Below are 25,356 nucleotides of genomic sequence, written 5' to 3' on the forward strand. Positions count from 1 at the left end.
GTGATCAGGTGAGCGCAGGCTCCGCCTGGTGTGCGTCAACGCTCTCCATGCTCTCCATGATCCTGTCGTGAGAAGCGGCAGCCGCCAACGCGTCGTTCTCCGCCTGGATCCGTCCGAGCTCGGATTCCAGATCCTGGACGCGCTGCTGGAGCCGTCGCATCTCGGCGAGGAGTCGAGGGTCGGAGCCGCCGACGTAACCGAGAAGCGCCTTTGCCATGATGGATGGTCCTCCACAATGAGTGACCGACCGAAGCGGTGTGGGTCGTGAGGGAATCGCACCCGCGGTGCTTGGCACTTTGGAGTTTTCTCTGCCGTTCAACCATGCCAAACAGCTAAGGTGCGCGGGGCTTTCAGCGTCTCACCAAAAAGTTTGACGGTCAACACGATCACGCCCCGTATCGGCGGGTACCCGGGGGCACGCGGCCTCGGAACGGCGACGCGGCGACTCCTGCGGGCCCCTCGGGGCGTGGCGATCATCCTGCGTGCGGAGCCTGCCATGACAGGCCGCCCTTGGCAACCACCTGCTCGTTTTCCGCCGCGGACACCTCCCCGGAGACGGTGACACCCGGAACGGAGGTCTCCGCGCGGCCTCGCGTCAGCGGATGGCGAAGCCCTCGTAGCCGCCACGGGGTGTGTCCCAGATCTCGGTCACGCCGTCTACGCGTCCGGGCGTGTCGTCACCGCGCAGCCAGTCGAGCAGCCCCTCGCAGCGCTCGCGCGGCCCCTCCGCGACCACCTGGACGCGCCCGTCGGCCAGATTGAGAGCAAAACCACTCATGTCGCCGAGCTCCAGCGCCCTGGCCCGCGTGAACCAGCGGAAACCCACGCCCTGGACCTGTCCGCGCACCCACGCGACCAGCCGTACATCCTCACTCATGACTGCAACCTAACCAGTCAATGTCTCGCCGGACACTTCACCCCCTTGCGCCATGCGGTACCGTCCCCACCCAATGAAACGCACCTGAAACTCACCCGAACGTGTGAGTTCCGTGTTGATCATGAGGACACGTCGACCGCGAGGACACGTCGACCGCAAGGACACGTCCAGCGCGAGGACGAGGAAGGCCAGGACATGGGACGCCACCGACGCTCCGCCGCCGGCCGCGCCGCCACGGGCCGCGCCGCGGGGGACCATCAGACGGACGGCACGACGGGACGGGACCGTGACCCGCAGGCCCGGGACGCGGACGGCCGCCCCACGATGGGCATCGCGCCCTACCTGAACCCCGAGGCGTACGCCGAGGTCCGTGCGAAGAGCGACGCCTACCTGTTCGCGCCGGACGGTCCGGACGGCGAAGCCCACCCGCAGGCCGGCCGTACGGTCGCCTTCCCCAGCGACGGGTTCACCCCCGACGACGGTCCGCCTCCCGCCGGCAGGCGCCGCCGCCGGAAGAAGGCTGCCACTCCGGTCCGCACCGGTCTGCTCGGTGTCTCCGCGGCGGTCGCCATCGGCACGGTGGCGGTGGCCACGGGCGCGGTGCCCGGCCTCGACAACTACCGGATCGGCGGCGGCAGCGGCGGGGGCGACCGGGTGCGGTCCCAGGACGCCCCGACGAACACTCCGTCCCAGCAGGGCGGCACCTCCGGCAGCGCCGAGACCGGCCGCGACGGCGACACCTCCACGAGCCCCGGCACCGACCGGTCCTCCTCGCCCTCCGGCTCCTCGGAGTCCTCCGGCTCCTCGAAGGACTCCTCGCCCGAGCCCTCCTCCCCCTCGTCGCCCTCGTCCTCCCCTTCGGCACCGGCGTCGAAGCCCGGCGCCCCCGCCGAGGCTCCGTCGAAGACGCGGCAGCCCGAGAGGACTCCCGGCTCGAAGCCGAAGCCCGCACCCTCGCGCCCGGCCACCGAGGAGCCCGACCGGCCCGGCGCCCCCGCCGCCGCGTCGGAGCAGGCCGTCGCCCAGGCTCAGGTACTCAAGCTCGTCAACGACGAGCGGGCCAAGGTGGGCTGCAGCCCGGTGGCCGCGAACAGCGCGCTGCGTGAACTGGCCGAGGACTTCAGCGAGGCCATGGCCCAGCAGGGCTTCTTCGACCACACCGACCCCAGCGGCGCGACACCCTGGGACCGGGCCGCGGCGGCCGGCATAAGCAATCTCGGGGGCGAGAACATAGCCCGCGGACAGGCCGACGCCCAGGCCGTGATGGACGCCTGGATGGACAGCCCCGGCCACAAGGCCAACATCCTGAACTGCGAGTTCCAGACCCTGGGCGTCGGCGTCCACTTCGGCTCCGGCGGCCCGTGGTGGACCCAGAACTTCGGCTACTGAGACAGCCGCGGCCGGCGGCGGCCGAAGCCCCGGGAGCGCTGTCAGCGGCTCAGCGCCGTCTGTGGCACCGCGCTGAGCTCACGTACGCTGGACGTATGTCGACCACGCAGGAGCGCACGGAGGAGCAGGACCTCCCGTACGACGTGTTCTCCAAGGCCTGTCCCTCGCGCGGCACCCTGGAGCACGTCACGGGGCGCTGGGGTGCGCTGACGCTCGGCGCGCTGTACGAGGGCTCTTTCCGGTTCAACGAACTCCGGCGCCGTGTCGACGGTGTCAGCGAGAAGATGCTGGCCCAGACCCTGCACGCGCTGGAGCGCGACGGCCTGGTGCACCGCGAGGCCCAGCCCGTCAACCCGCCCCGCGTGGACTACGAACTCACGGCACTGGGGCGCGAGGTGGCCGGGCGGCTGATCGCGCTCATCCAGTGCCTGGAGGGACGGATGGACGAGGTGCTGGCGTCGCGTGAGCGGTACGACGCGCAGCGGACGCCTACGGCGTGATCCTCGGCGGCCGCTGGCACTTCGGGCAGAAGTAGCTGGAGCGGTTCATCCACGGCCGGCGGCGCATCGGCGTGGCGCAGCGGCGGCAGGGCAGGCCCTCACGGCCGTACGCGTCGAGCGAGCGGTCGAAGTAGCCGGACTCGCCGTTGACGTTGACGTAGAGGCTGTCGAAGCTGGTGCCGCCGACGGCGAGGGCGGCGTTCATCACATCGCGGACGTGGCCGAGGAGTTCGGCGGTGCGGGGGCGGGTGAAGGTCGCGGTGGGGCGTTCGTAGTGGAGGCGGGAGCGCCACAGGGCCTCGTCGGCGTAGATGTTGCCGACGCCGCTGATCAGTGACTGGTCGAGCAGGGCCCGTTTGATCGTGGTGCGCTTGCGGCGCAGGGCGAGGTGGAAGGCCTCGTCGTCGAAGAGCGGGTCGAGGGGGTCGCGGGCGATGTGCGCGATGACGTCGGGCAGGCCGTCGGGGGTGGTGTCGTGCAGGGAGAGGCCGCCGAAGGTGCGCTGGTCGACGAAGCGGAGTTCGGTGCCGAGGGCGTCGGTGAAGCGGACGCGGACGCGCAGGTGCTTCTCGGCCGGTGCCTCGTGCGGCTGGACCAGCAGCTGGCCGCTCATACCGAGGTGCGCGAGGACCGCCTGACCGGTGTCCTCCAGCGGCAGCCACAGGTACTTGCCGCGGCGGCTGGGCGTGCCGATGCGGTGGTCCTTCAGGCGGTGGGCGAAGTCGTCGGGGCCGGCGATGTGCCGGCGTACCGCGCGCGGGTGCAGCACCTCGGCGTCGGCGACGGTGCGGTGGGCGACCCAGCGCTCCAGGCCGCGCCGGACGACCTCGACCTCGGGCAACTCGGGCATGGCATCCCCTCGGGTGGGCCGGTGGACGAACCGAACGCCCGCCCCGGGAGTGGGGCGGGCGTTCGGGACGTGCGGAGGAACGGGTGCGTCAGGCGGAGGCCGACGAGGTGTCGGCGGCCTCGTCGACTTCGGTGGACGGCTGGTCCGCCGTCGCCTTGGCGCGCTCGTCCGCCGCGGTCTTGATCGACCGCCACGCGGATTCCGCGGCCTGCTGCTCCGCCTCCTTCTTGCTGCGGCCGGTGCCGGTGCCGTACGAGACGCCTCCGACGCGGGCGGCAGCAGTGAAGGTCTTCTCGTGGTCCGGGCCGGTCTCCGTGACCAGGTACTCGGGGACACCGAGCCCTTCGGTCGCGGTGAGTTCCTGGAGGCTGGTCTTCCAGTCCAGGCCGGCGCCGAGGTTCGAGGACTTCTCGATCAGCGGGTCGAACAGGCGGTGCACCAGTTCGGAGGCCGCGTCGAGGCCCTGGTCGAGATAGACCGCGCCGATCACCGCTTCGAGGGTGTCGGCGAGGATGGATGCCTTGTCCCGGCCCCCCGTGCCCTCTTCACCGCGGCCGAGCCGGATGAAGGAGCCGAGGTCGAGCCCACGGCCCACCTCCGCCAGCGCACGCGAGTTGACCACCGCGGCCCGCAACTTGGCCAGCTGGCCTTCGGGCAGGTCGGGGTGGGTGCGGTACAGCGTGTCCGTGACGACGAGGCCGAGGACGGAGTCACCGAGGAACTCCAGCCGCTCGTTCGTCGGCAGACCGCCGTTCTCGTACGCGTAGGAACGGTGGGTCAGTGCACGCACCAGAAGGGCGGACTCGAGCTGATAGCCGAGCCGCCCTTCCAGAAGCGTGTGGGACGAGGCCTGGGTGTCCGCCTTCTTCTTGGCGGGTGGGTCCGCCTTGGCGTCTTCCGCCTTCTTGGGGACTGACACAGTGCCTCTCACCAGCCGCTCAGACCTCGAGGACCTGGCGCTTGTTGTAAGTGCCGCAAGACGGGCACGCGATGTGCTGCTGCTTGGGCTCGTGGCAGCGCTCGCACGCAACCAGGGTGGGGACCGCAGCCTTCCACTGCGACCGGCGGTGGCGCGTGTTGCTGCGCGACATCTTCCGCTTCGGAACAGCCACGGCTACTTCTCCTGCTTCTCGTCGACGCCAGGTTCGGCGCCGCTCATCTCGTCCTTCTCGCCGTCTCCGAGTGAACCGGCGAGTCCCTGCAAAGCCGCCCAACGAATGTCGACGGCGTCGTGATGGTGGTCCGGGTCGTCCGCCAGGCGTGCTCCACACTCGGAGCACAGACCCGGGCAGTCTTCCTGGCACACCGGCTGCATCGGCAGTGCGAGCACCACCGCGTCGCGCAGCACGGGTTCGAGGCCGATCAGTCCGTCCTCGACGAAGAGCCTGTCCTCGTCGTCCTCGGCGTCGTCGCCCGGTTCCGCCGCAGGGCGGCCCCGGTCGTCGGCGTCAGGGTACGAGAACATCTCCTGGAAGTCCGCAGCGAGCTGCTGCTCGAGCGGCTCCAGACACCTTACGCACTCCCCCTCGGCCTTGGCACGGGCGGTGCCTGTGACGAGCACCCCTTCCATGACCGACTCGAGCCGGAGATCGAGTTCCACCGGGGCGCCTTCCGGCACTCCGATGACTCCCTGGATACCGAAGTCCCGGGGAGCGTCGACCGTGCGGGTCAGGCGCTGCAGCGCACCGGGCCGCCGTCCCAGCTCGTGTGTGTCGAACACGAGGGGGTTGCGGTGGTCGAGGCGCGCGTTCAGAACCATTCCTGCTTTCGGTCTTCGTAGCTTGGGGGGACTGCCCATCGGTGTTCCCGGGCAGCGCCGATCGCGGACGTACACGCGACCGAAGAGCCAGGATACTGGACCATTCGCTCACGGCCCAATCCGGTCGTGAGGCCGGTCTGCGGGCTAGAGGCCGCGCCCCTGTTCGTAGGCCCTCAGCTGCTCGGCGCTGATCATGCTGGTGTCGAAGAGGCTGGTCTCGTCGAGGGCCTGCGGGGGCTGGGAGGGCTGCTGGGGCTGCTGGGCGTAGCCCTGGCCTCCGTCGTCGTACGCGTGCTGCTGGGGGTCGTACTGGTAGGTGTACGGATCCGCCGGCTGCTGCTGGTAGCCGTACGGGTCCTGTTGGCCGCCGTAGGTCTGCTGGTAGCCGGCGTAGGGGTCGGGCTGCTGCTGGGCGTAGCCGTACGCCGGCTGCTGCGACGGCATCTCCGGAACGGCCTGTGCCGGTACCTGTGCCGCCGCCGGCTGTTCGCCGTACTCCCGCTGCCGGGGCTGCTCGGCGGGGGCGTCGGAGAGGGCCGCGAGGCCGGCGAGGTAGTCCGCGTCGCTGGAGTGCTGGACGGTGGTCATGTCGTCCGCGAGGGCGCCGAGGTCGTCGGTGGCGATGCGGCCGTGCAGCTTCTGCCGGCCCCGGCCGACCGCGTCCAGGGTCTTCGCCAGTACGGCCTCGAAGGCGCCGAGCTTCGCGTCGACGTAGGTGTCGGCGTCGCGGCGCAGGGTCTCCGGGTCGTGGCTGCGTTCGGGGGCGTCCTCGTCCTCGTAGCCGTTCTCGTCGAGGCCGGGTCCGGTACCGAGGAGTTTCTCGCGGCCCCGGCCCACGGAGCCGAGGGTCTTGGTGAGGACGACCTCGAAGTTGGCGAGCTTGGAGTCGACGTAGTCGTCGGCCTCGGCGCGGACCTCCTCGGCCTCCTGGCGTGCCTCGGCGAGGATCCGGTCGGCCTCGGCCTGGGAGCGGCGGGCGACCTCGGTGTCGGAGATCAGGGAGCCGCGCTCGGCGCGCGCGCCCTCGATGATGCGGTCGGCCTCCTCGCGGGCCTGCGCGACCAGCTGCTCCCGGTCGCCGATCAGCTCCTGGGCCTGGGCGAGGGAACCGGGCAGCTCGGCGCGCAGCTCCTCGAGCATCGAGAGCAGCTCGGCGCGGTTGACCACGCACGAGGCCGACATGGGCATGGCGCGGGCGCCGGAGACCATCGCGGTGATCTCGTCGAGCTTCTTCTGCACGTCCACCGTGTGCTCGCCACTCTCTACAGCTGTGTTGGAGACGGACGGGACGACTGTACGACCCCGGGGTGTCCGGGGGACACCGGGTGACGGTTTGTCAGCCTCCGTGAGCTGCGCGGGGCGTGCGCGGGGGCGGGGGCGGGGCGGGCTCAGTCCTGCTTCAGGCGCTCGGAGAGGGTTTCCAGGACCAGCGGGGGTACGAGGTGGGAGACGTCGCCGCCCCAGGCCGCGACCTCTTTGACCAGGGAGGACGACAGGAAGCTGTAGGTGGGGTTGGTGGGGATGAACAGGGTCTCGACACCCGAGAGGCCGTTGTTCATCTGGGCCATCTGGAGCTCGTAGTCGAAGTCGCTCACCGCGCGCAGACCCTTGACGATGGCCGGGATCTCGCGCTGCTTGCAGAAGTCGACGAGGAGGCCGTGGAAGGACTCCACGCGCACGTTCCCGTACTCGGCGGTGACCTGGCGGATGAGGTCGATCCGCTCCTCGATCTCGAACAGGCCCTTCTTGGCCTGGTTGATCATCACGGCGACGTACACCTCGTCGTAGAGGCTGGAGGCCCGGGCGATGATGTCGAGATGTCCGTTGGTGATCGGGTCGAACGACCCGGGACAGACGGCGCGGCGCACTTGAGTTCCCTCGCTCTCCGGTCCGGTCATCGTGCGTCTTCGCACGTAGAGGCGGCGTGACCGTACCAAAACGTTCCCTCGCCGTAGCGACGGGCCCGGATCGCGACGAAGCCGTGCGGCCAGCGGAACTCGCCGCCCCTGGTGCTGCGCTCCACGGTGACGAGCGCTTCCCCGGTGAGCCACCCCTCCGTGCGGAGTGTGAGCAGGATCTCCCGGAGATCGTCGTCCGAGACGGCGTACGGGGGGTCCAGGAAGGCGATGTCGTACGGCTCGGCCGGGGCAGGAGTGCGGATGATCTGTTCCGCCCTGCCCGCCCGGACCTCGGCACCGGGCAGGCCGAGCGCCTTCACGTTCTCCCGGACCGTACGGGCGGCGCGGGCGTCGGCCTCGACGAGCAGGACGTGCCCGGCTCCCCGGGACAGCGCCTCCAGACCGACGGCGCCGGAGCCGGCGTACAGGTCGAGGACCCGCTCACCGTCCAGCGGGCCGCCGAGCAGGGACTGCCAGGTGGAGAAGAGTCCCTCGCGCGCGCGGTCGGAGGTGGGGCGGGTTCCGGTCCCTGGCGGGACGGTGAGGCGGCGTCCGCCGGCCTTGCCGGCGATCACGCGGGTCATCTCTGGGGTCCTTGTCGGTACTCGGCGTGCTCGGGTGGACGGACGGTGTCCGTGCCCAGTCTCTCAGCCCTTCTCCAGGTACTGCTCCCTCTCCTCGTCCAGGAGGGCGTCCAGGGCCGTCCGCAGACCGGGCAGGCCGGTCAGCTCCGGGTCTGCCGCCACGACCGCGGCCGCCTCCTCCCGCGCCTCGGCGATGATCTCCTCGTCCTCGATGACGGCGAGCACGCGCAGCGAGGTGCGGGCGCCGGACTGGGCCTGGCCGAGGACGTCGCCCTCGCGGCGCTGTTCGAGGTCGATGCGGGAGAGCTCGAAGCCGTCGAGGGTGCCGGCGACGGCGCCCAGGCGCTGCCGGGCCGGGCTCGCCTCGGGCATCTCGGTGACCAGCAGGCACAGGCCGGGGGCAGAGCCCCGGCCGACGCGGCCGCGCAGCTGGTGGAGCTGGGAGACGCCGAAGCGGTCGGCGTCCATGATCACCATCGCGGTGGCGTTGGGGACGTTGACGCCGACCTCGATGACGGTCGTGGCGACCAGGACGTCGGTCTCCCCGGCGGCGAAGCGGCGCATGACCGCGTCCTTGTCGTCGGGCTGCATACGGCCGTGCAGGACTTCGACCTTCAGGCCCTGGAGCGGGCCTTTGGCCAGCTGCTCGGCGACGTCGAGGACGGCGAGCGGGGGCCGCCTCTCCGCGTCGCCCTCGGGGGGCTGCTTGGACTTCTTCTTCGGGTTCTTCGGGTTCTTCGGGTCGTCGTCCTCGTCGCCGATGCGCGGGCAGACGACGTACGCCTGGTGGCCGTTCGACACCTCCTCGCGGACCCGCTCCCAGGCCCGGGCGAGGAAGTGCGGCTTGTCGGCGGCCGGGACGACATGGCTGGCGATCGGGGACCGGCCGGCCGGGAGCTGGTCCAGCACGGAGGTCTCCAGGTCGCCGAAGACGGTCATGGCGACGGTGCGCGGGATCGGCGTGGCGGTCATGACGAGCAGGTGCGGCGGCTGCTTGCCCTTGCCGCGCAGGGCGTCGCGCTGCTCGACGCCGAAGCGGTGCTGTTCGTCGACGACGACCAGGCCGAGGTCGTGGAACTGCACCTTGTCCTCGATCAGCGCGTGCGTGCCGATGACGATGCCGGCCTCACCGGTGGCCAGGTCGAGCAGGGCGTGCCGGCGGGCGGCGGCGCCCATGGAGCCCGTGAGCAGCACCACCTTGGTGGCGTGTTCGGCGCCGCCGAGCATCCCTCCCTCGGCGAGCTCCCCCATCATCTCGACGACCGACCGGTGGTGCTGCTGGGCGAGCACCTCGGTGGGCGCCAGCATCACGGCCTGCCCGCCCGCGTCGACGACGGCGAGCATGGCGCGCAGGGCCACCATCGTCTTTCCCGATCCGACCTCTCCCTGGAGCAGCCGGTGCATCGGGTGGTCGGTGGCCAGGTCGTCGAAGATCTCCCGGGAGACCTTCTGCTGGCCGTCGGTGAGGGTGAAGGGGAGGCGGTCGTCGAAGGCCGTCAGCAGGCCGTCCGGGCTCGGTTTCCTGGGGACCGCGGGGAGTTGGGTCTCGGCGTGGCGGCGGCGGGCGAGGGCGACCTGGAGGACGAAGGCCTCGTCCCACTTCAGGCGGGCGCGGGCCTCCTCGATGTCCGCCTTGGTGTGCGGGCGGTGGATCTTCAGGAGGGCCTCGGGGAGCGAGACCAGGCCGCGGCCCTCGCGCAGGGAGCCGGGGAGGGGGTCGACGGCCTCCTGCGCGCTGGGCAGCACGGTCTGGATCGCCTTGCCGATCTTCCAGGACTCCAGCTTGGCGGTGGCCGGATAGAGGGGAATGAGGGCGCCCGCCCAGGACTCGACGCTCTCGGCCCCGTCGTCGTCCCCGCCGCGCAGCAACTCGTACGCCGGGTGGGCCAGTTGCAGTCGGCGGTTGAAGACGGAGACCTTGCCCGCGAACATCGCGCGGGTGCCCGGCAGCAGCTCCTTGTGGGGCTTGTGGACGCCGTGGCCGAAGAAGACCAGCTGGAGGCGGCCGCTGCCGTCCGTGATGGTCACTTCGAGCCGCTGCCCCTTGCCGCGCGGCGCCTTGGAGGAGGCGAAGGTGTGCAGGCGGGCGTCGGCGACCTGGGCCACCACCGTGACGTGCTCGTCCATGGGCAGGTCGGCGAGGTGGGTGAGCTGACCGCGCTCCTCGTATCTCCGGGGGTAGTGGTGGAGGAGGTCGCCGACGGTGTGCAGGCCGAGATGCTCGGCCATCACCTTCGCGGTGGCGGGGCCGAGCACCTTCTTCAGGGGTTCTTGCAGTGCGGGCACGAGATCCATTGCACACCACGCCACTGACAATGGCCCCGCACCTCCCGGGGGAAGCCCCGAGAAACGCCGGGGGCGCCCTGGGGCACTCGGGGCTTTCCGGGTACTCCCGGCACTCTCGATACTCCGGGTACTCCGGGCACTCCGGGCACTCCGGGCTACTCCACGCCGATCAGCAGCAGCGCACCCTGCCGCCCGCCCCGGTAGACCACCGTGTCGACGGCGAGGTACGCCTCGCGGACGCGGGCCTCCAGGTGGGCGGCGACGGTCTCGGGGGCCCCGTCGCCGAGGACGAGGGTCACCAGCTCGCCGCCGGCCGCGAGCATGCGGTCCAGGACGGTAGCGGCGACCTCCGTGACGTCCCCGCCGATCACGGCCACGTCTCCGTCGACGAGGCCGAGCACGTCACCGGCCTGGCAGATGCCGGCCGTGGTCCAGGACTGTCGTTCGGCGACGGCGACCTCGGCGTGGCGGGTGGCGCCGGCCGCCGAGGTCATCGCCACCACGTCCTCGTCGAAGCGCCGCTCGGGTTCGTGCACGGCGAGCGCGGCGATGCCCTGGACCGCGGAGCGGGTCGGGATGAGGGCGACGCGGACGCCTTCGGTGCGGGCCTGCTCGGCCGCGGCGGCCGCGGTGTGGCGCAGTTCGGCGTCGTTGGGCAGCAGCACGACCTCGCGCGCGTGTGCCCGGCGTACGGCCTGGACGAGTTCGCCGCTGGCGGGGGGCTCCCCGGGGCGTGCGAGCACGGTGGTCGCGCCGGCCTCGGCGTACAGCCCGGCCAGGCCCTCCCCGGGCACGACGGCCACCACGGCGCGCTGGGCCCGTTCCCGGGGCGGGCGCCCGGTACCGGTGGTGTGTGCGGCGCCGTGCCCGAAGTGGGTGATGCGGATCCGGTACGGCCGCCCGGCCTCGACGCCCGCCTCCACGGCGGCGCCCGCGTCGTCGACGTGCACGTGGACGTTCCACAGTCCGTCGCCGCCGACCACGACGAGCGAGTCCCCGAGGGCGTCGAGCCGCTGCCGCAGCCGTGCCACGGCGGCGTCCCCGGCCTCCAGGAGGTAGATCACCTCGAAGGCGGGGCCGTTCCCGTCGCCCTCCTCCGCGGCGCACTCCCCCGTGAGGTCCGCGCCGTCGTGCGGCACGCGCGCGTGCGGCACGACGCTCGCCTCCACTCCCGGCGCCCGGCCCGTGAAGGTCTCCACCAGGGCCGCGAGCACCGTGACAAGGCCGTGCCCGCCGGCGTCGACCACACCGGCGCGCTCCAGGACGGGCAGCTGCCCCGGGGTCGCGGCGAGCGCCTCGCGGGCCCCCGCGTAGGCCGCGCGGGCCACCGCCGCGCAGTCGCCCTCCGCCCCTTCGGCGGCGTCGGCGGCGGCGGAGGCGACGGTCAGAACGGTGCCCTCGACCGGGTGGGCCACGGCCTGCCGGGCGGATTCGGCCGCGTGGCGCAGGGCCCGCCGCAGGCCCGGACCGTCGATGTGAGCGGGTTCACCCCCGGCGGTGAGCACCTGGGCCATGCCGCGCAGCAGCTGCGCGAGGATCGTCCCCGAGTTGCCGCGTGCGCCGATCAGCGCGCCGTGCGCCATGGCACCCACGCTGTCGGCCAGCGAAGGACCGTCGCCCTCGTCCGGCTCCCCGGCGTCCACCTCGTGCGCCGCGAACACGGCCTCCACGGCGGCGACGGCCGACTCGACGGTCAGGTACAGGTTCGTGCCGGTGTCCCCGTCCGCGACCGGATAGACGTTGATCGCGTCGATCTCCTCGCGCGCCCGCCCCAGGGCGCGCAGCGACAGACCGCACCAGGTGCGCACCGCCAGAGCGTCGAAGAACCTCTGCGGCACCTGCGCCACCTGCGCCTCCCTGAGCTGCTGGATGTGGCAGGCAGCGTAGACCTTGCAGGGGTGTCCGCCGGAAGAGGGCCGGGGGCGGGCCTCTGAGCTGCCGTGGTAGTTTCGTTGTACGGGAGCAGCCGTTGTATGCTGCTCCGGTTGCCCGATCCCGATCGGGCTCTCTCCCCCCTGGCACCGCCACTCAGATCCCGGACCGTTCGCGGCTCCGGAACCTTGATCCCGGCATGCCGGGGTCAACCGTAAGTGCATCTGAAGTCTTTGGAGTGACCCGTGGCTGCCAACTGCGACGTCTGTGGCAAGGGGCCGAGCTTCGGCAACAACATCTCGCACTCGCACCGCCGTACGTCCCGTCGCTGGAACCCGAACATCCAGCGTGTGCGTACCGTGGTCGGCGGGACGCCGAAGCGCGTGAACGCTTGCACCTCGTGCATCAAGGCCGGCAAGGTCTCGCGCTGACGCGTCAGCTGAGCGCGCGGCCACGGCCTGGTCCGCTGCAGAAAGCCGGTCCACCTCCGGGTGGGCCGGCTTTCTGCCGTGCCCGGAACCTCTCCCGGCGGGCAGTCCCCTCCCGCGCGCGGCTGCTTCCACCGGCAGGCCGCCGACCGCTTCCACCGGCAGGCCTGCGCCCCGTACTCCGGTGAGCTCGCTCAGGAGGCGGCCCCGGCATCACGCCGAGCCGGTGCCCCGCCCGAGCGCCCAGCCGTGGTCCACCGGCCCGATGCCGGCGCCGAGCGCGAATCCGGCCCCGATCGCCCCGGTGACGTACTCCTTGGCCGCCGCGACCGCGTCCGGCACCGACTGCCCCTTCGCCAGCCCGCACGCGACGGCCGACGCGAGGGTGCAGCCCGTGCCGTGCGTGTGCCGGTTGTCGAGGCGCGGTGCGCGCAGCCAGTGCTCTTGAGAGCCGTCGGTGAGCAGATCCACGGCGTCGCCGCGCAGATGCCCGCCCTTGATCAGCACCCAGCGGGGACCGTACTCCAGCACGGCGGCCGCGGCCCGGCGCAGGTCGGTGTCCGACTCGACCCGTACGCCGGTGAGTTGGGCGACCTCGTCGAGGTTCGGGGTGGCGACGGTCGCCACCGGCAGCAGTTTGGTGCGTACGGAGTCCAGGGCGGAGGCGGCGAGCAGCGCGTCCCCGTGCTTGGAGACGCCGACCGGATCGACGACGGCCGGGGCGTCGGTGCCGCCGATCAACTCGGCGACCGTCTCGACGAGATCGGCGGAGGAGAGCATCCCGGTCTTGACCGCCTGGACGCCGATGTCGTCCACGACGCTGCGGTACTGGGCCCGTACCGCCTCCACGGGCAGCTCCCAGGCGCCCTGGACGCCGAGCGAGTTCTGCGCGGTCACCGCCGTGAGCACGCTCATGCCGTGCGTGCCGAGAGCGAGCATCGTCTTCAGGTCGGCCTGGATGCCGGCGCCGCCGCCGGAGTCGGAGCCGGCGACGGTGAGGACCAGGGGCAGGCTCATGACTCCACGTCCTCACCGAAGTGGTCCCAGCCGCCCTTGCTGGTCCAGGGCGCCCCGTCGACGGTCACCTGGGGCAGTGCGGAGGGGTTGAGGACCTCGCCGATGACCTTCCAGCGGGCGGGCAGCTTCACGTCCGGCGGGAAGGTGGCCACGATCGCGTGGTCCTCTCCCCCGGTGAGCACCCACTGCATGGGGTCGACGCCGACGGCCTGGCCGATGTCGTTCATCTGGGACGGGATGTCGATCTGCCCGGAGCGGATGTCGATCCTGACCTTGCTGGCCTCCGCGATGTGGCTCAGGTCGGCGATCAGTCCGTCGCTCACGTCGCACATCGCGGTGGCGCCGAGCGCCGCGGCGGCCGGCCCCGCGTGGTACGGCGGCTCCGGGCGGCGGTGGGCCTCGACGAAGGCGCGCGGTGAGCGGAAGCCCCGGGACAGCACGGCGAACCCGGCCGCGGACCAGCCGAGCCAGCCGGTCACCGCGACGAGGTCACCGGGCTGGGCGCCACCGCGGGTGACGGGCTCCTGGTTGCGCAGGTCGCCCAGCGCGGTGATGGAGACGGTGATCGTGTCGCCGCGCACCACGTCGCCGCCGACCACGGAGGCACCCGCGACCTGGCACTCGTCACGCAGCCCGTCCATCAGCTCGGTCGGCCAGGTCACCGGCAGTTCGGCGGGCACGACCAGGCCGAGCAGCAGCGCGGTCGGTACGGCGCCCATGGCGGCGATGTCGGCGAGGTTCTGCGCCGCCGCCTTGCGGCCCACGTCGTACGCGGTGGACCAGTCACGGCGGAAGTGCCGTCCTTCCACCAGGATGTCGGTGCTGGCCACCACCCTGCGGTCGGGCGCGGCGACCACGGCGGCGTCGTCGCCGGGGCCGACCCGGACCGCCGGGGTGGTGGTGAGACGGGAGGTGAGCTCCCTGATGAGCCCGAACTCCCCGAGCTCACCAACAGTGCCCTTCATTGCCTTGGCTCCCCTTCTGTCCCTGTCCGTGCCCGGTCGCGCGTCATCTCTGTCCTCGTTACGGTCGAAATGACCGTCGCCACGGTCGGCGCGATCGTCAACTCGTGTCGTTCCGGCACCCCGGCGCGCCAGGCCCGTACCCCGCGGGTCTCCCCGTGAAGTGCGGCGACGCGGTACCGTGGCGTTCCTTTTCCCCACATGATCCTCGTGGCCGCTCTGGAGGTTCCGTGGTACAGGCGTACATCCTGATCCAGACGGAGGTCGGCAAGGCGTCGACCGTCGCCGAGACGATCAGCAAGATCCCTGGAGTGATCCAGGCCGAGGACGTGACAGGACCCTACGACGTCATCGTCCGCGCCCAGTCCGACACCGTCGACGACCTGGGTCGCATGGTGGTCGCCAAGGTCCAGCAAGTGGACGGCATCACCCGGACCCTGACCTGTCCGGTCGTTCATCTCTAGCCCCCTTCCGCCCGCTCGCTCTCGCACTGCTGATCGCCGCCGCAGGCCGCTCCCTCAGCAGACGACAGCGGGTCGGCGGCGGTTTCCGGGCCCGGACGCGCTGGTCACCGAGCTGTGGCGGAACCCGGACGAGGCACTGCCGTCGGCGGACGACAGGCTGGAAAACCCGCTGATCATACTGTGCTGCGGGGCAGGGCGACCCCCGCAGGAGGTGCGGGCTCCACCCGTCGCCCGGAAGGCGATCCCCGAGGGGATCGCCTTCCGGGCCGCCGTGCGCGGGGCCGGTGACTGCCCGGAGACCCGGCCGTGGGACCGTGCGAAACGGACGGCGTCCGATCGCCGCCGGTGAGCGGGGCGGTGGGACCCGCACGGGCCCGCACGGACCTGACGGCTCACGCGAGAGCGGGCGTGGGGAGCAGCCGCGCCCGGGCCGTCGGCGACCGCCGGACAGGCCACGGGGTCAGCGCAGTCCCGTGGACCGCCTCAGCGCCGCCTGGACCAGCCGGTCCACCAGCTCCGGGTAGCCGACGCCGCTCGCCTGCCACATCTGCGGGTACATGGAGATCGGCGTGAAACCGGGCATGGTGTTGATCTCGTTGATCACGAACTCGCCGTCCTCGGTGAGGAAGAAGTCCGCGCGCACCAGCCCCTCGCAGGAGGCCGCGTCGAACGCCGCCACGGCGAGCCGCTGGACCTCGGCGGTCTCCTCGGACGTGAGCGGGGCGGGCACGACGCCGGGGGTGGAGTCGATGTACTTGGCCTCGAAGTCGTAGTACGCGTGTTCCGAGGGCGGCGGGATCTCGGCGGGGAGGGAGGCCCGGGGGCCGTCCTCGAACTCCAGCACCCCGCACTCGATCTCCCGGCCGCGCAGCGTGGCCTCCACGAGGATCTTCGGGTCGTGGCGCCGGGCCTCCTCGATCGCCTCGTCGAGTCCGGAGAGGTCGTCGACCTTGGTGATGCCGATCGACGACCCCGCGCGGGCGGGCTTCACGAACAGCGGCCAGCCGTGCTCGCCGGCGAAGCCGACGATCCTCTCGCGGGCGCCGGAACGGTCCTGCTCCCACTCGCGGGGCCGGATCACCACGTACGGGCCGACCTTCAGCCCGTAGGAGGTGAACACGGCCTTCATGTACTCCTTGTCCTGCCCGACGGCCGAGGCGAGCACGCCGGCGCCGACGTACGGCACGCCGGACAACTCCAGCAGGCCCTGGAGGGTGCCGTCCTCGCCGTACGGGCCGTGCAGCACGGGGAAGACGACGTCGACCTCGCCCAGCGCCTTGGGCACCGAACCGGGTTCGCTGTAGACGACTTCGCGGTTGCCGGGGTCGACGGGCAGCACCACGCCGCCCTCGGTCGACTCGGCCAGCTCCTCGACGTCGGGCGTACGGCGTTCGGTGATCGCCATGCGTTCCGGTTCGTCGGCGGTGAGGGCCCAGCGGCCGTCGCGGGTGATGCCAATCGGCAGGACGTCGTACTTCGTCCGGTCGATGGCCGCGAGGACGGCGCCGGCCGTGACCACGGAGATCCCGTGTTCGGAGCTGCGCCCGCCGAACACGACGGCCACACGCGGTTTGCGAGGCGGCTGCTCGGGGCTCTGGGGGAGGTTCTCGGTGCTCATATCGCGTCGAGAGTACCCGCCCTCACGGCCGCGGGGCAGCGTCCCCACAGCCGCGTGGCGCGGGCGGCGGCCGGGTTCCGTCCGAGCGTCGCTCAGCGTCGTTCCGGCTTCGCGCTGCGCGACATCAGCTCCTTGAGCGCGACCACCGGGGGCTTGCCCTCGTGCACGATGCCGACGACCGTCTCGGTGATCGGCATGTCGACACCGTGCCGCCGGGCCAGATCCAGCACCGACTCGCAGGACTTGACGCCCTCGGCGGTCTGCTTGGTGACCGCGATGGTCTCCTGGAGGGTCATGCCCTTGCCGAGGTTGGTGCCGAAGGTGTGGTTGCGGGACAGCGGCGAGGAACAGGTCGCCACCAGGTCGCCGAGACCGGCCAGTCCGGAGAACGTCAGCGGGTCGGCGCCGAGGGCGACCCCGAGGCGCGTGGTCTCGGCGAGGCCGCGCGTGATGAGGGACCCCTTGGCGTTGTCGCCGAGGCCCATGCCGTCCGCGATGCCGACGGCCAGCCCGATCACGTTCTTGACGGCGCCACCGAGTTCGCAGCCGATGACGTCGGTGTTGGTGTACGGGCGGAAGTACGGTGTGTGGCAGGCGGTCTGGAGCCGCTGGGCGACGGACTCGTCGGGGCAGGCGACCACGGCGGCGGCCGGCATGCGGGCGGCGATCTCCCGGGCCAGGTTGGGTCCGGTGACCACGGCGACACGCTCGGCGCCGACCTTGGCGACGTCCTCGATCACCTCGCTCATCCGCATCGCGGAGCCGAGTTCGACGCCCTTCATCAACGACACCAGGACCGTGCCGGGCGCCAGCAGCGGCGTCCAGTCGGCGAGGTTGGCGCGCAGCGTCTGGGACGGGACCGCGAGGACGGTGAAATCGGCGTCGTGCGCGGCCTCGGCGGCGTCGGTGGTGGCCCGCAGGCTGGCGGGGAGTTCCACGCCGGGCAGGTAGTCGGGGTTGGTCCGGGTGGAGTTGACGGCGTCGGCGAGTGCGGCACGGCGCCCCCACAGGGTGACGTCGCACCCCGCGTCGGCGAGGACCGCGCCGAAGGCCGTGCCCCACGATCCGGTGCCGAAGACGGCCGCCTTGACGGGCTTGCTCACGTGCTCTGCCCTTCTGTCCGCGGTCCCTGCGTCCGTGCCCGCGTCGCGTGTGTCTGTGTCTGCGCCTGCCGCTGGGTCCGGCGCCGCTGCTCGATCCGCTCCCGGCGCGGGTCGTAGGGGGTTTCGGGCGCCTTCTCGCCGCGGATCTCCTCCAGCTGGCGGGTGACGGCGGCCATGATGACCTCGGTGGCCTCCTTCAGCACCTCCGCGGTCATCTCCTTGTCGTAGAACCGCGACAGGTCGACCGGCGGGCCCGCCAGCACGCGGTGGGTCTTGCGCGGGAGGAGGCTGGGCTTCTTGGCGTACGGCGGCAGCAGTTCGTTGCAGCCCCACTGGGCGACCGGAATCACCGGGCACTTGGTCTGCAGGGCCACGCGCGCGGCACCGGTCTTGGCGGTCATCGGCCAGCCGTCCGGGTCGCGGGTGAGGGTGCCCTCCGGGTAGAAGGCGACGCACTCGCCGCGCTCCACGGCGTCGATCGCGGCCCGGAAGGCGCTCAGCGCGTCCGTGCTCTCGCGGTAGACGGGGATCTGCCCGGTGCCCCGCATCGCGGCACCGACGAATCCCTTTCCGAAAAGGCCGCTCTTCGCCAGGAATCGCGGGACGCGCCCGGTGTTGTACTGGTAGTGCGCGTACGCGAAGGGATCCACGTGCGAATTGTGGTTCACGGCGGTGATAAATCCACCGTCGGCCGGAATGTTGTCCATTCCCCGCCAGTCCCGCTTGATCAGAACCACGAGCGGCGGTTTGCAGAGCACCGCGGCGAAGCGGTACCAGAAGCCGATTCTGCGGCGGGGCACGCTGACACCTTTCCTCCAGGGCCTGGGGCCGGACAAGTGTCGCCCCGGGCCGCCCGTCTGTCGAGAACACCGTACGCCCCGGAGAGTGAACCGCCAGGTCCCCCGGGTGACAATGACAGCGACGAGAGAAGGACGGAACGCTCGTGCAGTGGACCTTGGTCGTACCCGTGAAGCCCCTCGCCCGGGCCAAGAGCAGGCTGTCGGACACCGCGGACGACGGGGTGCGGCCGGGCCTCGCGCTGGCGTTCGCCCAGGACACCGTGGCAGCGGCGCTGGCCTGCCCGGCGGTGGCGGATGTGGCAGTAGTCACGGACGACGCGCGGGCCGGACGGGAGCTGGCGGCACTGGGCGCCAGGGTCGTCCCGGACGAGCCCCGCGGCGGCCTGAACGCCGCCCTGGCGCACGGAGCGGCCGCGGTACGGGCGGCACGTCCCGGAAGTCCGGTGGCCGCGCTCAACGCCGATCTCCCCGCGCTGCGGCCCGCGGAATTGGCACTCGTACTGGCGGCGGCCACACAATTCCCGCGCGCTTTTCTCGCGGACTCCGCCGGAATCGGAACGACCCTGCTGGCAGCGGCGCCGGGCCGTGAATTGTCCCCCGCTTTCGGTACGGATTCCCGGGCCCGCCACCGCAGGTCCGGCGCCGTGGAACTACGGCTCGAGGCGGTGGATTCCGTACGGCAGGACGTCGACACCGGCGCCGATCTGCGCACCGCGCTGGCGCTGGGTGTGGGACCCCGTACAGCCGCGGTGGCGGCGCGGTTGCTGATCGCCGGGCAGTAGGCTGCCGGCATGCAGGCGACCGCATACACGTACGACCCGGAAAGCCGCAGCGGGCAGGTGCTGCTCGACGACGGCACGCCCGTGCCCTTCGACGCGGCGGCGTTCGAGGCGGGGGGCCTGAGACTGCTGCGGCCCGGACAGCGGGTACGGATCGAGACCGAGGGCGGGGACACGGACCGCCGGATCACGCTGGTGACGCTCCAGACGTTCTGATCCGCGCGGCCCTCGTTCCTGTCCCGCTCGTCGCCCCCTGCCGTTCCCGTGGGTGGCCCTGTCGTTCCCCGAACAGGCCGCGGGCCGGGCTCCGAGAGGGAGTCCGGCCCGGCGCGTGAGTGCCCCTGTGCCCGTTCGCCTGCTGCTTCCGCTGCTTCCGCTGCTTCCGCTGCTGCTACCGCCTCCGCAGCTTCCGCTACTGCCTGTTACTTCTTGCGGGCGGGGGCCTTCTTGGCGGTGGTCTTGCGGGCGGTCGACTTCTTGGCGGGGGCCTTCTTCACCGTCGCCTTCTTCGCGGGGGCCTTCTTGGCCGTGGTCTTCGCCGCCGTCGTGGTGGTCTTGGCCGTGGACTTCTTGGCGGGGGCCTTCTTCGCGGTCGCCGCGCCGGCGGTCTTCTTCGCGGCCGTCTTCTTCGCCGCCGCGGTCGTCTTCTTGGCCGCGCCCGTGGCCTTCTTCGCGGCGCCCGTGGCCTTCTTGGCGGCGGCCTTCTTGCCCGCGGCCTTGGAGATGGTGGGCGGCGGGCCGGACAGGCTGCCCTTGGGGGCCTTCTTGACCGCGATGTCGTTCTTCGGGAGCTTCTTCGAGCCGCTCACCAGGTCCTTGAAGCCCTGGCCCGCGCGGAAGCGCGGCACGGAGGTCTTCTTGACCCGAACCCGCTCGCCCGTCTGGGGGTTACGGGCGTAGCGAGCCGGGCGGTCGACCTTCTCGAAGGAGCCGAAGCCGGTGACCGAGACCCGGTCGCCCGAGACCACTGCACGGACGAGGGCGTCCAGGACCGCGTCGACAGCGTCGGCGGCCTGCTGGCGGCCGCCCAACTTGTCGGCAATCGCTTCTACGAGCTGCGCCTTGTTCACGTCTTCCCCTTCGGAGACATCGCCAGAACGAATGTGTTCAAGCTTTTTCGCACGTTAGGCAGATATATACCGCAAATCAAACACGAAACGGGCTAATCACCCTTGTGCCGCAACGGACTCGGGCTGTCCCGGCCTGTTCAGCCTTCCTCTTCGGGGAATCGCCCCTCGTCGAGGTCCTCGGTGAACCGCTCCAGGCGCCTTGCCGCACCGGCGAGATCGTGTTTGGCCGCGGCCGTAATGACCAGCAGCTTCCGGGTCAGCGCCATCCGTACGCCCTCCGGGACTTGCAGTGCGCGCACTCTTGTGTGCGCTTCCTTGAGCCGGGACGCGACCGCCGCATAGAGCTGGAGTTGGCCGTCGTGTTCCATGCACAGATTGTGCCATCTGGGGCGAGTTGTCGCCTGCGCAGGGGGCAACTGCCGCCCCCAACGGCCTCCTGAGCACATCCGGAAGATGCGTCGCCATGATCTTCGTACCCCGGCAACCAGGCCTCTAACGTGGGAAGTTGGATGCTCCAGCCGCGACACCCGCATGCGCCCGGCACCAGAAACGGCTGTACCCCCGATCGGCCCGATCGGGGGTACAGCCGGTGTGTTGGGTGGCCGAAACTCGACCTTGCGGCGGCCTCGGAGACCGTCCGCGAATCAGACCGGGAGGGTCTGCGGCTTGAACGACGGACGCTTCGCCTCGTACGCGGCGATGTCGGCCTCGTTCTGGAGGGTGATCGAGATGTCGTCCAGCCCGTTCAGCAGCCGCCAGCGGGAGTTCTCGTCCAGCTCGAAGGAGGCGGTGATGCCCTCCGCGCGAACCTCACGGGCCTCGAGGTCGACCGTGACCTCCGCCTGCGGGTCCTTCTCCGTGAGCTCCCACAGCGCGTCCACGACCTTCTGGTCGAGGACCACCGTGAGCAGGCCGTTCTTCAGCGAGTTGCCGCGGAAGATGTCGGCGAAGCGGGAGGAGATCACGGCCTTGAAGCCGTAGTTCTGCAGCGCCCAGACGGCGTGCTCGCGGGAGGAGCCGGTGCCGAAGTCGGGGCCGGCCACCAGGACCGTCGCACCCTCGCGCTCGGGCCGGTTGAGCACGAACTCCGGGTCCTTGCGCCAGGCCTCGAACAGCCCGTCCTCGAAGCCGTCCCGCGTCACCTTCTTGAGCCAGTGGGCGGGGATGATCTGGTCGGTGTCGACGTTGCTGCGGCGCAGCGGGACGGCCCGGCCGGTGTGGGTGGTGAATGCTTCCATGACTCTCAGACTCCAGCGGGCGTGGGGGCGTCGGCGGCGGCGAGGTCGGCCGGGGAGGCCAGGTGGCCCAGGACCGCCGTGGCGGCCGCGACCTGCGGCGACACCAGGTGGGTGCGGCCTCCCTTGCCCTGCCGTCCCTCGAAGTTGCGGTTGGACGTGGACGCGGAGCGCTCACCGGGTGCCAGCTGGTCCGGGTTCATGCCCAGGCACATCGAGCAGCCCGCGTGCCGCCACTCGGCGCCGGCCTCCTTGAAGACCTCGTCCAGGCCCTCGGAGACGGCCTGCAGACCCACCCGCGCGGATCCGGGGACGACCAGCATCCGTACGCCGTCGGCGACTTTGCGGCTCCGTACGATCTCGGCGGCGGCGCGCAGGTCCTCGATGCGGCCGTTGGTGCAGGAACCTACGAAGACGGTGTCCACCTTGATGGAGCGCAGCGGCTGCCCTGCCTCCAACCCCATGTACTCCAGGGCCTTTTCGGCGGCGAAGCGCTCCGAGGCGTCTTCGTACGAAGCGGGGTCGGGGACGGCGGCGGAAAGCGGCGCGCCCTGGCCCGGGTTGGTGCCCCAGGTGACGAACGGGGACAGTTCGGCGGCCTCGATGACGACCTCGGCGTCGAACTCGGCGTCGTCGTCGGTGCGCAGCGTCTTCCAGTACGCGACGGCGGCGTCCCAGTCGGCGCCCTCGGGGGCGTGCGAGCGGCCCTGGAGGTAGGCGAAGGTGGTCTCGTCGGGGGCGATCATGCCCGCGCGGGCGCCGGCCTCGATCGACATGTTGCAGATGGTCATCCGGGCCTCCATCGAGAGCTTCTCGATGGCCTCGCCGCGGTACTCCAGGATGTAGCCCTGGCCGCCGCCGGTGCCGATCTTCGCGATGATGGCGAGGATCAGGTCCTTGGCCGTGACGCCGTCGGGCAGTTCGCCGTTGACGGTGATCGCCATGGTCTTCGGGCGGGCCATGGGCAGCGTCTGGGTGGCCAGGACGTGCTCGACCTGGGAGGTGCCGATGCCGAACGCCAGCGCGCCGAAGGCGCCGTGCGTGGAGGTGTGCGAGTCGCCGCAGACCACGGTGGTGCCGGGCTGGGTCAGGCCCAGCTGCGGGCCGACGACGTGGACGACGCCCTGCTCGACGTCGCCCAGCGGGTGCAGCCGGACGCCGAAGTCCGCGCAGTTCTTGCGCAGCGTCTCCAGCTGGACCCGGGAGACCGGGTCCGCGATGGGCTTGTCGATGTCGAGGGTCGGGGTGTTGTGGTCCTCGGTGGCGATGGTCAGGTCGAGCCGCCGCACCGGGCGGCCGCTCTTGCGGAGGCCGTCGAAGGCCTGCGGGCTGGTCACCTCGTGCAGCAGGTGCAGATCGATGAAGAGGAGGTCGGGCTCGCCTTCGGCGCGCCGGACGACGTGGTCGTCCCAGACCTTCTCCGCGAGTGTCCTACCCATCGCTTTCCCTCCGGCCGGCGGCAGAGCGCCGACCCAACTAGAGATCTTGGGGAAGCGGTGCCCGCACCCCTGTGTTTCCGGGCAACCGCCACCAGGCCCTTTCGTCACGGGCCGTTGTGACTTCCTGCCGTCCAGAGTGGCGGGTTCCATGGAAAATTGAACTTGCGTTTCACAGAGTGAGACGGGAGTATCGTTGCATGGACAACAGTAGCGGCGTCGGCGTTCTGGACAAGGCGGCCCTCGTCCTGAGCGCTCTGGAGTCCGGTCCGGCCACCCTCGCGGGGTTGGTCGGTGCGACCGGACTGGCACGACCCACGGCCCACCGCCTGGCCGTGGCGCTGGAACACCACCGCATGGTGGCGCGGGACATGCAGGGCCGGTTCATTCTCGGTCCGCGTCTGGCCGAACTGGCCGCGGCGGCCGGCGAGGACCGGCTGCTCGCCACGGCGGGCCCGGTGCTCACCCACCTCCGTGACATCACGGGCGAGAGCGCCCAGCTCTATCGCCGCCAGGGCGACATGCGCATCTGCGTGGCCGCCGCCGAGCGTCTGTCGGGCCTGCGGGACACCGTCCCGGTCGGCTCCACGCTCACCATGAAGGCAGGCTCGTCGGCCCAGATCCTCATGGCCTGGGAGGAGCCTGAGCGCCTCCACCGGGGCCTGCAGGGCGCCCGCTTCACGGCGACGGCCCTGTCCGGCGTGCGGCGGCGCGGCTGGGCGCAGTCGATCGGTGAGCGGGAGCCGGGGGTGGCGTCCGTCTCCGCGCCCGTGCGCGGCCCCTCCAACCGCGTGGTGGCCGCCGTGTCCGTCTCCGGCCCCATCGAGCGTCTGTCGCGCCATCCGGGCCGTATGCACGCCCAGGCGATCATCGACGCCGCCGGCCGTCTCTCCGAGGCCCTGCGCCGCACGGGCTGACCGCGCCTGCCTGGATACGTGACCGGGATCGGGTCCGCCTCAACGCCGCGGCGGGCCCTTTCCGACACCATGGCGCCGTACGGGGAGTTGGCGACGGCCAAAACGCCGGTGGCCCTCCGCCGAAGCGAAGGGCCACCGAACCTGTTGTACCCCCGACCGGATTCGAACCGGCGCTACCGCCTTGAGAGGGCGGCGTGCTAGGCCGCTACACAACGGGGGCGAGGATCTTGCAAGCGTTGAATGCTACTCCGCTGCAGACCCGAGCTGGTCTACCAGGACTCGAACCTAGACTAACTGAACCAGAATCAGTCGTGCTGCCAATTACACCATAGACCAATGTGGTTTAGACCAGTTTGTACCCCCGACCGGATTCGAACCGGCGCTACCGCCTTGAGAGGGCGGCGTGCTAGGCCGCTACACAACGGGGGCCCTAGCGATCCTGCATCGAAGACGGCGGGAGCTACCCTGACTGTCCTCGCGGGAAGGATCTGTACCCCCGACCGGATTCGAACCGGCGCTACCGCCTTGAGAGGGCGGCGTGCTAGGCCGCTACACAACGGGGGCTTTGTGGAGTGATCTCCACGGTGCAGATGAGCTCTGCGAGCTGGCCTACCTGGACTCGAACCAAGACTAACTGAACCAGAATCAGTCGTGCTGCCAATTACACCATAGGCCACTGGAACGCAAGCCCCGGAGGGGACCTTGTTCTAGCGTTGCGCTTCCGGTTCCCGGCCCTTTCGGCCCGCTCTCCGGCGGCGCAGGAAGAACATTACCCGAAGGTGGACGGGGCTCCAAAACGGGTATCGGCGCCGAGGAGCGCGGGGAGTTCGGAGAGGGAGGCGATACGGCGCCGGTCGGCGGGCGGGTCGACGGTCGCGTACACGCCACCGCGGTCGATCCACACCGACAGCAGCCCCGCGTCCGCGGCTCCGCGCCCGTCGATCTCCGGGTGGTCGCCGACGTAGGCGACCTCCCGCGGGGCGAGGCCGAGGGCGTCGCAGGCGGCCAGGAAGGCGCCGGGATCGGGCTTGGAGACGCCCAGCTCGGCGGCGCACAGGATGGCCTCGAAGCGGTCGTGCACGCCGAGGACGCGCAGCTTGCGGTCCTGGACGGTCAGGCTGGAGTTCGAGAGCACGGCGTGCCGGTGGCTGTCGGCGAGGGCGTCGAGGACGGGCAGGACGTCCGGGAAGAGGGACCAGGCGGCCTCGTAGTGCGTGACGTACCGCTGGAACCAGTCGTCGGCCTCGGTGTCCGTCAGCTCCGGCCGGCCCAGGAAGACCCGGGTGCGGTCGCGTCGCTGTGTGACGAAGTCGACCTCACCGGCCGCGAACCGGGCCCACTGCCGGTCGGTGATCTCCCGCCAGCGCACGAGGGCCTCCTCGGCCGACCCGTATCCGGCGAGCAGGCCCTCGGCGACCAGGTGGGCGCGCATGCCCTCGCGGTCGGCGGTGGTGTAGTCGAAGAGGGTGTCGTCTACGTCCCAGACAACTGCTCGGATCGGCATGGCACCCA

The 25,356-nt window shown here is 71.2% G+C and carries 28 protein-coding genes and 5 tRNA genes; 7 read left to right on the forward strand and 26 right to left on the reverse strand.

Annotation, left to right across the window (positions count from 1 at the left end; translation table 11 throughout):
- Nucleotides 1–4 precede the first annotated feature (4 nt).
- Both ACP4J0_RS20925 and ACP4J0_RS20930 read right to left on the reverse strand, forming a co-directional pair.
- Nucleotides 5–217 carry a hypothetical protein gene (locus tag ACP4J0_RS20925; RefSeq protein ID WP_003973418.1) on the reverse strand — a complete coding sequence of 71 codons (213 nt, stop codon included), beginning with the start codon at nt 215–217 and terminating at the stop codon, nt 5–7.
- A 378-nt stretch (nt 218–595) separates the two neighbouring features.
- On the reverse strand, nt 596–877 hold the full coding sequence (locus ACP4J0_RS20930; protein WP_426522060.1) for an acylphosphatase: 282 nt from the start codon (nt 875–877) through the stop codon (nt 596–598).
- 195 nt (nt 878–1,072) lie between these two features.
- Here ACP4J0_RS20930 and ACP4J0_RS20935 point away from each other — a divergent pair, with 195 nt between their 5' ends.
- Nucleotides 1,073–2,266 carry a CAP domain-containing protein gene (locus ACP4J0_RS20935; protein WP_426600190.1) on the forward strand — a complete coding sequence of 398 codons (1,194 nt, stop codon included), beginning with the start codon at nt 1,073–1,075 and terminating at the stop codon, nt 2,264–2,266.
- A gap of 95 nt (nt 2,267–2,361) precedes the next feature.
- On the forward strand, nt 2,362–2,766 hold the full coding sequence (locus ACP4J0_RS20940) for a winged helix-turn-helix transcriptional regulator (RefSeq protein WP_426600191.1): 405 nt from the start codon (nt 2,362–2,364) through the stop codon (nt 2,764–2,766).
- Here the strand turns inward: ACP4J0_RS20940 and mutM are convergent.
- From mutM to ACP4J0_RS20985, 9 genes are all read right to left on the reverse strand, one after another.
- Complete coding sequence (gene mutM, locus ACP4J0_RS20945) at nt 2,756–3,616, reverse strand: bifunctional DNA-formamidopyrimidine glycosylase/DNA-(apurinic or apyrimidinic site) lyase (protein ID WP_426600192.1); 861 nt, start codon at nt 3,614–3,616, stop codon at nt 2,756–2,758. The two genes, ACP4J0_RS20940 and mutM, sit on opposite strands and share 11 nt — an antisense overlap.
- An 88-nt stretch (nt 3,617–3,704) precedes the next feature.
- Nucleotides 3,705–4,547: a ribonuclease III gene (gene rnc, locus ACP4J0_RS20950; protein WP_426600193.1), complete on the reverse strand. Its 843-nt coding sequence runs from the start codon at nt 4,545–4,547 to the stop codon at nt 3,705–3,707.
- 7 nt (nt 4,548–4,554) lie between these two features.
- Nucleotides 4,555–4,728, reverse strand: coding sequence for a 50S ribosomal protein L32 (gene rpmF / locus ACP4J0_RS20955; protein WP_003951102.1), 174 nt, complete (start codon nt 4,726–4,728; stop codon nt 4,555–4,557).
- 2 nt (nt 4,729–4,730) lie between these two features.
- The gene (locus tag ACP4J0_RS20960; RefSeq protein WP_426600194.1) at nt 4,731–5,375 is read right to left on the reverse strand and encodes a YceD family protein; all 645 of its coding nucleotides are present in this window, start codon (nt 5,373–5,375) and stop codon (nt 4,731–4,733) included.
- 144 nt (nt 5,376–5,519) lie between these two features.
- Entirely contained in the window at nt 5,520–6,620 is a 1,101-nt protein-coding gene (locus ACP4J0_RS20965) for a cell division initiation protein (RefSeq protein ID WP_426600195.1), read from the reverse strand.
- A 143-nt stretch (nt 6,621–6,763) separates the two neighbouring features.
- Nucleotides 6,764–7,243: a pantetheine-phosphate adenylyltransferase gene (gene coaD, locus ACP4J0_RS20970; RefSeq protein ID WP_426600217.1), complete on the reverse strand. Its 480-nt coding sequence runs from the start codon at nt 7,241–7,243 to the stop codon at nt 6,764–6,766.
- Nucleotides 7,244–7,269: 26 nt separating this feature from the next.
- Nucleotides 7,270–7,857, reverse strand: a complete 588-nt coding sequence (rsmD, locus tag ACP4J0_RS20975) for a 16S rRNA (guanine(966)-N(2))-methyltransferase RsmD (RefSeq protein WP_426600196.1) — start codon at nt 7,855–7,857, stop codon at nt 7,270–7,272.
- A gap of 63 nt (nt 7,858–7,920) precedes the next feature.
- Nucleotides 7,921–10,152: an ATP-dependent DNA helicase RecG gene (recG, locus tag ACP4J0_RS20980; protein ID WP_426600197.1), complete on the reverse strand. Its 2,232-nt coding sequence runs from the start codon at nt 10,150–10,152 to the stop codon at nt 7,921–7,923.
- A 146-nt stretch (nt 10,153–10,298) separates the two neighbouring features.
- A complete protein-coding gene (locus ACP4J0_RS20985; RefSeq protein WP_426600198.1) occupies nt 10,299–11,990 on the reverse strand; it encodes a DAK2 domain-containing protein in 1,692 nt (563 codons plus the stop codon).
- A 270-nt stretch (nt 11,991–12,260) separates the two neighbouring features.
- Here ACP4J0_RS20985 and rpmB point away from each other — a divergent pair, with 270 nt between their 5' ends.
- Complete coding sequence (gene rpmB / locus ACP4J0_RS20990; protein WP_013000438.1) at nt 12,261–12,446, forward strand: 50S ribosomal protein L28; 186 nt, start codon at nt 12,261–12,263, stop codon at nt 12,444–12,446.
- 210 nt (nt 12,447–12,656) lie between these two features.
- Here the strand turns inward: rpmB and thiD are convergent, their stop codons facing one another.
- The gene (thiD, locus tag ACP4J0_RS20995) at nt 12,657–13,460 is read right to left on the reverse strand and encodes a bifunctional hydroxymethylpyrimidine kinase/phosphomethylpyrimidine kinase (RefSeq protein ID WP_426600199.1); all 804 of its coding nucleotides are present in this window, start codon (nt 13,458–13,460) and stop codon (nt 12,657–12,659) included.
- Nucleotides 13,457–14,425: a thiamine-phosphate kinase gene (locus ACP4J0_RS21000; RefSeq protein WP_426522072.1), complete on the reverse strand. Its 969-nt coding sequence runs from the start codon at nt 14,423–14,425 to the stop codon at nt 13,457–13,459. The genes thiD and ACP4J0_RS21000 overlap by 4 nt, the downstream gene beginning before the upstream one ends.
- A gap of 227 nt (nt 14,426–14,652) precedes the next feature.
- Here ACP4J0_RS21000 and ACP4J0_RS21005 point away from each other — a divergent pair, with 227 nt between their 5' ends.
- The gene (locus tag ACP4J0_RS21005; RefSeq protein WP_053137604.1) at nt 14,653–14,886 is read left to right on the forward strand and encodes an Lrp/AsnC family transcriptional regulator; all 234 of its coding nucleotides are present in this window, start codon (nt 14,653–14,655) and stop codon (nt 14,884–14,886) included.
- A 460-nt stretch (nt 14,887–15,346) separates the two neighbouring features.
- On the opposite strand, the gene ACP4J0_RS21010 is transcribed toward ACP4J0_RS21005, so the two are convergent.
- The 3 genes from ACP4J0_RS21010 to ACP4J0_RS21020 all read right to left on the reverse strand — a co-directional run bounded on the left by ACP4J0_RS21010 (nt 15,347) and on the right by ACP4J0_RS21020 (nt 18,407).
- Complete coding sequence (locus tag ACP4J0_RS21010; protein ID WP_426600200.1) at nt 15,347–16,504, reverse strand: D-alanine--D-alanine ligase family protein; 1,158 nt, start codon at nt 16,502–16,504, stop codon at nt 15,347–15,349.
- Between the two features lie 92 nt (nt 16,505–16,596).
- A complete protein-coding gene (locus tag ACP4J0_RS21015) occupies nt 16,597–17,607 on the reverse strand; it encodes an NAD(P)H-dependent glycerol-3-phosphate dehydrogenase (RefSeq protein WP_426600201.1) in 1,011 nt (336 codons plus the stop codon).
- Complete coding sequence (locus ACP4J0_RS21020) at nt 17,604–18,407, reverse strand: lysophospholipid acyltransferase family protein (RefSeq protein ID WP_426600202.1); 804 nt, start codon at nt 18,405–18,407, stop codon at nt 17,604–17,606. Before ACP4J0_RS21020 ends, ACP4J0_RS21015 begins: the two co-directional genes overlap by 4 nt.
- Before the next feature lie 143 nt (nt 18,408–18,550).
- On the opposite strand from ACP4J0_RS21020, the gene cofC reads away from it, so the two are divergent.
- Both cofC and ACP4J0_RS21030 read left to right on the forward strand, forming a co-directional pair.
- Nucleotides 18,551–19,189, forward strand: a complete 639-nt coding sequence (gene cofC / locus ACP4J0_RS21025) for a 2-phospho-L-lactate guanylyltransferase (RefSeq protein WP_426600203.1) — start codon at nt 18,551–18,553, stop codon at nt 19,187–19,189.
- Nucleotides 19,190–19,198: 9 nt separating this feature from the next.
- Nucleotides 19,199–19,402, forward strand: coding sequence for a hypothetical protein (locus ACP4J0_RS21030; RefSeq protein WP_426600204.1), 204 nt, complete (start codon nt 19,199–19,201; stop codon nt 19,400–19,402).
- Between the two features lie 206 nt (nt 19,403–19,608).
- Here the strand turns inward: ACP4J0_RS21030 and ACP4J0_RS21035 are convergent, their stop codons facing one another.
- From ACP4J0_RS21035 to leuC, 4 genes are all read right to left on the reverse strand, one after another.
- Entirely contained in the window at nt 19,609–20,256 is a 648-nt protein-coding gene (locus tag ACP4J0_RS21035) for an HU family DNA-binding protein (protein WP_426600205.1), read from the reverse strand.
- Between the two features lie 137 nt (nt 20,257–20,393).
- The gene (locus ACP4J0_RS21040; RefSeq protein WP_426600206.1) at nt 20,394–20,624 is read right to left on the reverse strand and encodes a hypothetical protein; all 231 of its coding nucleotides are present in this window, start codon (nt 20,622–20,624) and stop codon (nt 20,394–20,396) included.
- Nucleotides 20,625–20,900: 276 nt separating this feature from the next.
- The gene (gene leuD, locus ACP4J0_RS21045) at nt 20,901–21,494 is read right to left on the reverse strand and encodes a 3-isopropylmalate dehydratase small subunit (RefSeq protein WP_426600207.1); all 594 of its coding nucleotides are present in this window, start codon (nt 21,492–21,494) and stop codon (nt 20,901–20,903) included.
- 5 nt (nt 21,495–21,499) lie between these two features.
- Nucleotides 21,500–22,930, reverse strand: coding sequence for a 3-isopropylmalate dehydratase large subunit (leuC, locus tag ACP4J0_RS21050; protein WP_426600208.1), 1,431 nt, complete (start codon nt 22,928–22,930; stop codon nt 21,500–21,502).
- Between the two features lie 197 nt (nt 22,931–23,127).
- Here leuC and ndgR point away from each other — a divergent pair, with 197 nt between their 5' ends.
- Nucleotides 23,128–23,844: an IclR family transcriptional regulator NdgR gene (ndgR, locus tag ACP4J0_RS21055; RefSeq protein ID WP_217162275.1), complete on the forward strand. Its 717-nt coding sequence runs from the start codon at nt 23,128–23,130 to the stop codon at nt 23,842–23,844.
- Between the two features lie 147 nt (nt 23,845–23,991).
- On the opposite strand, the gene ACP4J0_RS21060 is transcribed toward ndgR, so the two are convergent.
- The 6 genes from ACP4J0_RS21060 to ACP4J0_RS21085 form a co-directional block, all read right to left on the reverse strand.
- A tRNA-Glu gene (locus ACP4J0_RS21060) sits at nt 23,992–24,064 on the reverse strand.
- Between the two features lie 44 nt (nt 24,065–24,108).
- A tRNA-Gln gene (locus ACP4J0_RS21065) sits at nt 24,109–24,180 on the reverse strand.
- 20 nt (nt 24,181–24,200) lie between these two features.
- Nucleotides 24,201–24,273 (reverse strand) — tRNA-Glu (locus ACP4J0_RS21070).
- A gap of 62 nt (nt 24,274–24,335) precedes the next feature.
- Nucleotides 24,336–24,408 (reverse strand) — tRNA-Glu (locus ACP4J0_RS21075).
- A gap of 40 nt (nt 24,409–24,448) precedes the next feature.
- Nucleotides 24,449–24,520 (reverse strand) — tRNA-Gln (locus ACP4J0_RS21080).
- A 93-nt stretch (nt 24,521–24,613) separates the two neighbouring features.
- Entirely contained in the window at nt 24,614–25,348 is a 735-nt protein-coding gene (locus tag ACP4J0_RS21085) for an HAD family hydrolase (protein WP_426600209.1), read from the reverse strand.
- Nucleotides 25,349–25,356 lie beyond the last annotated feature (8 nt).

Origin of the sequence: Streptomyces sp. WG7 (assembly GCF_049975785.1) — a bacterium.
Lineage (GTDB): Bacteria > Actinomycetota > Actinomycetes > Streptomycetales > Streptomycetaceae > Streptomyces.

What these genes read in the sequence shown, in the direction of transcription:
- thiD (WP_426600199.1), bottom strand. Translation starts at nt 13,460, where the DNA reads ATGAGCCTGCCCCTGGTCCTCACCGTCGCCGGCTCCGACTCCGGCGGC.
- ACP4J0_RS20930 (WP_426522060.1), bottom strand. Translation starts at nt 877, where the DNA reads ATGAGTGAGGATGTACGGCTGGTCGCGTGGGTGCGCGGACAGGTCCAG.
- rsmD (WP_426600196.1), bottom strand. Translation starts at nt 7,857, where the DNA reads ATGACCCGCGTGATCGCCGGCAAGGCCGGCGGACGCCGCCTCACCGTC.
- ACP4J0_RS20925 (WP_003973418.1), bottom strand. Translation starts at nt 217, where the DNA reads ATGGCAAAGGCGCTTCTCGGTTACGTCGGCGGCTCCGACCCTCGACTC.
- ACP4J0_RS21040 (WP_426600206.1), bottom strand. Translation starts at nt 20,624, where the DNA reads ATGGAACACGACGGCCAACTCCAGCTCTATGCGGCGGTCGCGTCCCGG.
- ACP4J0_RS21030 (WP_426600204.1), top strand. Translation starts at nt 19,199, where the DNA reads ATGCAGGCGACCGCATACACGTACGACCCGGAAAGCCGCAGCGGGCAG.
- mutM (WP_426600192.1), bottom strand. Translation starts at nt 3,616, where the DNA reads ATGCCCGAGTTGCCCGAGGTCGAGGTCGTCCGGCGCGGCCTGGAGCGC.
- ACP4J0_RS20960 (WP_426600194.1), bottom strand. Translation starts at nt 5,375, where the DNA reads ATGGTTCTGAACGCGCGCCTCGACCACCGCAACCCCCTCGTGTTCGAC.
- leuD (WP_426600207.1), bottom strand. Translation starts at nt 21,494, where the DNA reads ATGGAAGCATTCACCACCCACACCGGCCGGGCCGTCCCGCTGCGCCGC.
- ndgR (WP_217162275.1), top strand. Translation starts at nt 23,128, where the DNA reads ATGGACAACAGTAGCGGCGTCGGCGTTCTGGACAAGGCGGCCCTCGTC.
- recG (WP_426600197.1), bottom strand. Translation starts at nt 10,152, where the DNA reads ATGGATCTCGTGCCCGCACTGCAAGAACCCCTGAAGAAGGTGCTCGGC.
- ACP4J0_RS21010 (WP_426600200.1), bottom strand. Translation starts at nt 16,504, where the DNA reads ATGAGCACCGAGAACCTCCCCCAGAGCCCCGAGCAGCCGCCTCGCAAA.
- ACP4J0_RS21085 (WP_426600209.1), bottom strand. Translation starts at nt 25,348, where the DNA reads ATGCCGATCCGAGCAGTTGTCTGGGACGTAGACGACACCCTCTTCGAC.
- ACP4J0_RS21000 (WP_426522072.1), bottom strand. Translation starts at nt 14,425, where the DNA reads ATGAAGGGCACTGTTGGTGAGCTCGGGGAGTTCGGGCTCATCAGGGAG.
- leuC (WP_426600208.1), bottom strand. Translation starts at nt 22,930, where the DNA reads ATGGGTAGGACACTCGCGGAGAAGGTCTGGGACGACCACGTCGTCCGG.
- ACP4J0_RS20940 (WP_426600191.1), top strand. Translation starts at nt 2,362, where the DNA reads ATGTCGACCACGCAGGAGCGCACGGAGGAGCAGGACCTCCCGTACGAC.
- ACP4J0_RS20935 (WP_426600190.1), top strand. Translation starts at nt 1,073, where the DNA reads ATGGGACGCCACCGACGCTCCGCCGCCGGCCGCGCCGCCACGGGCCGC.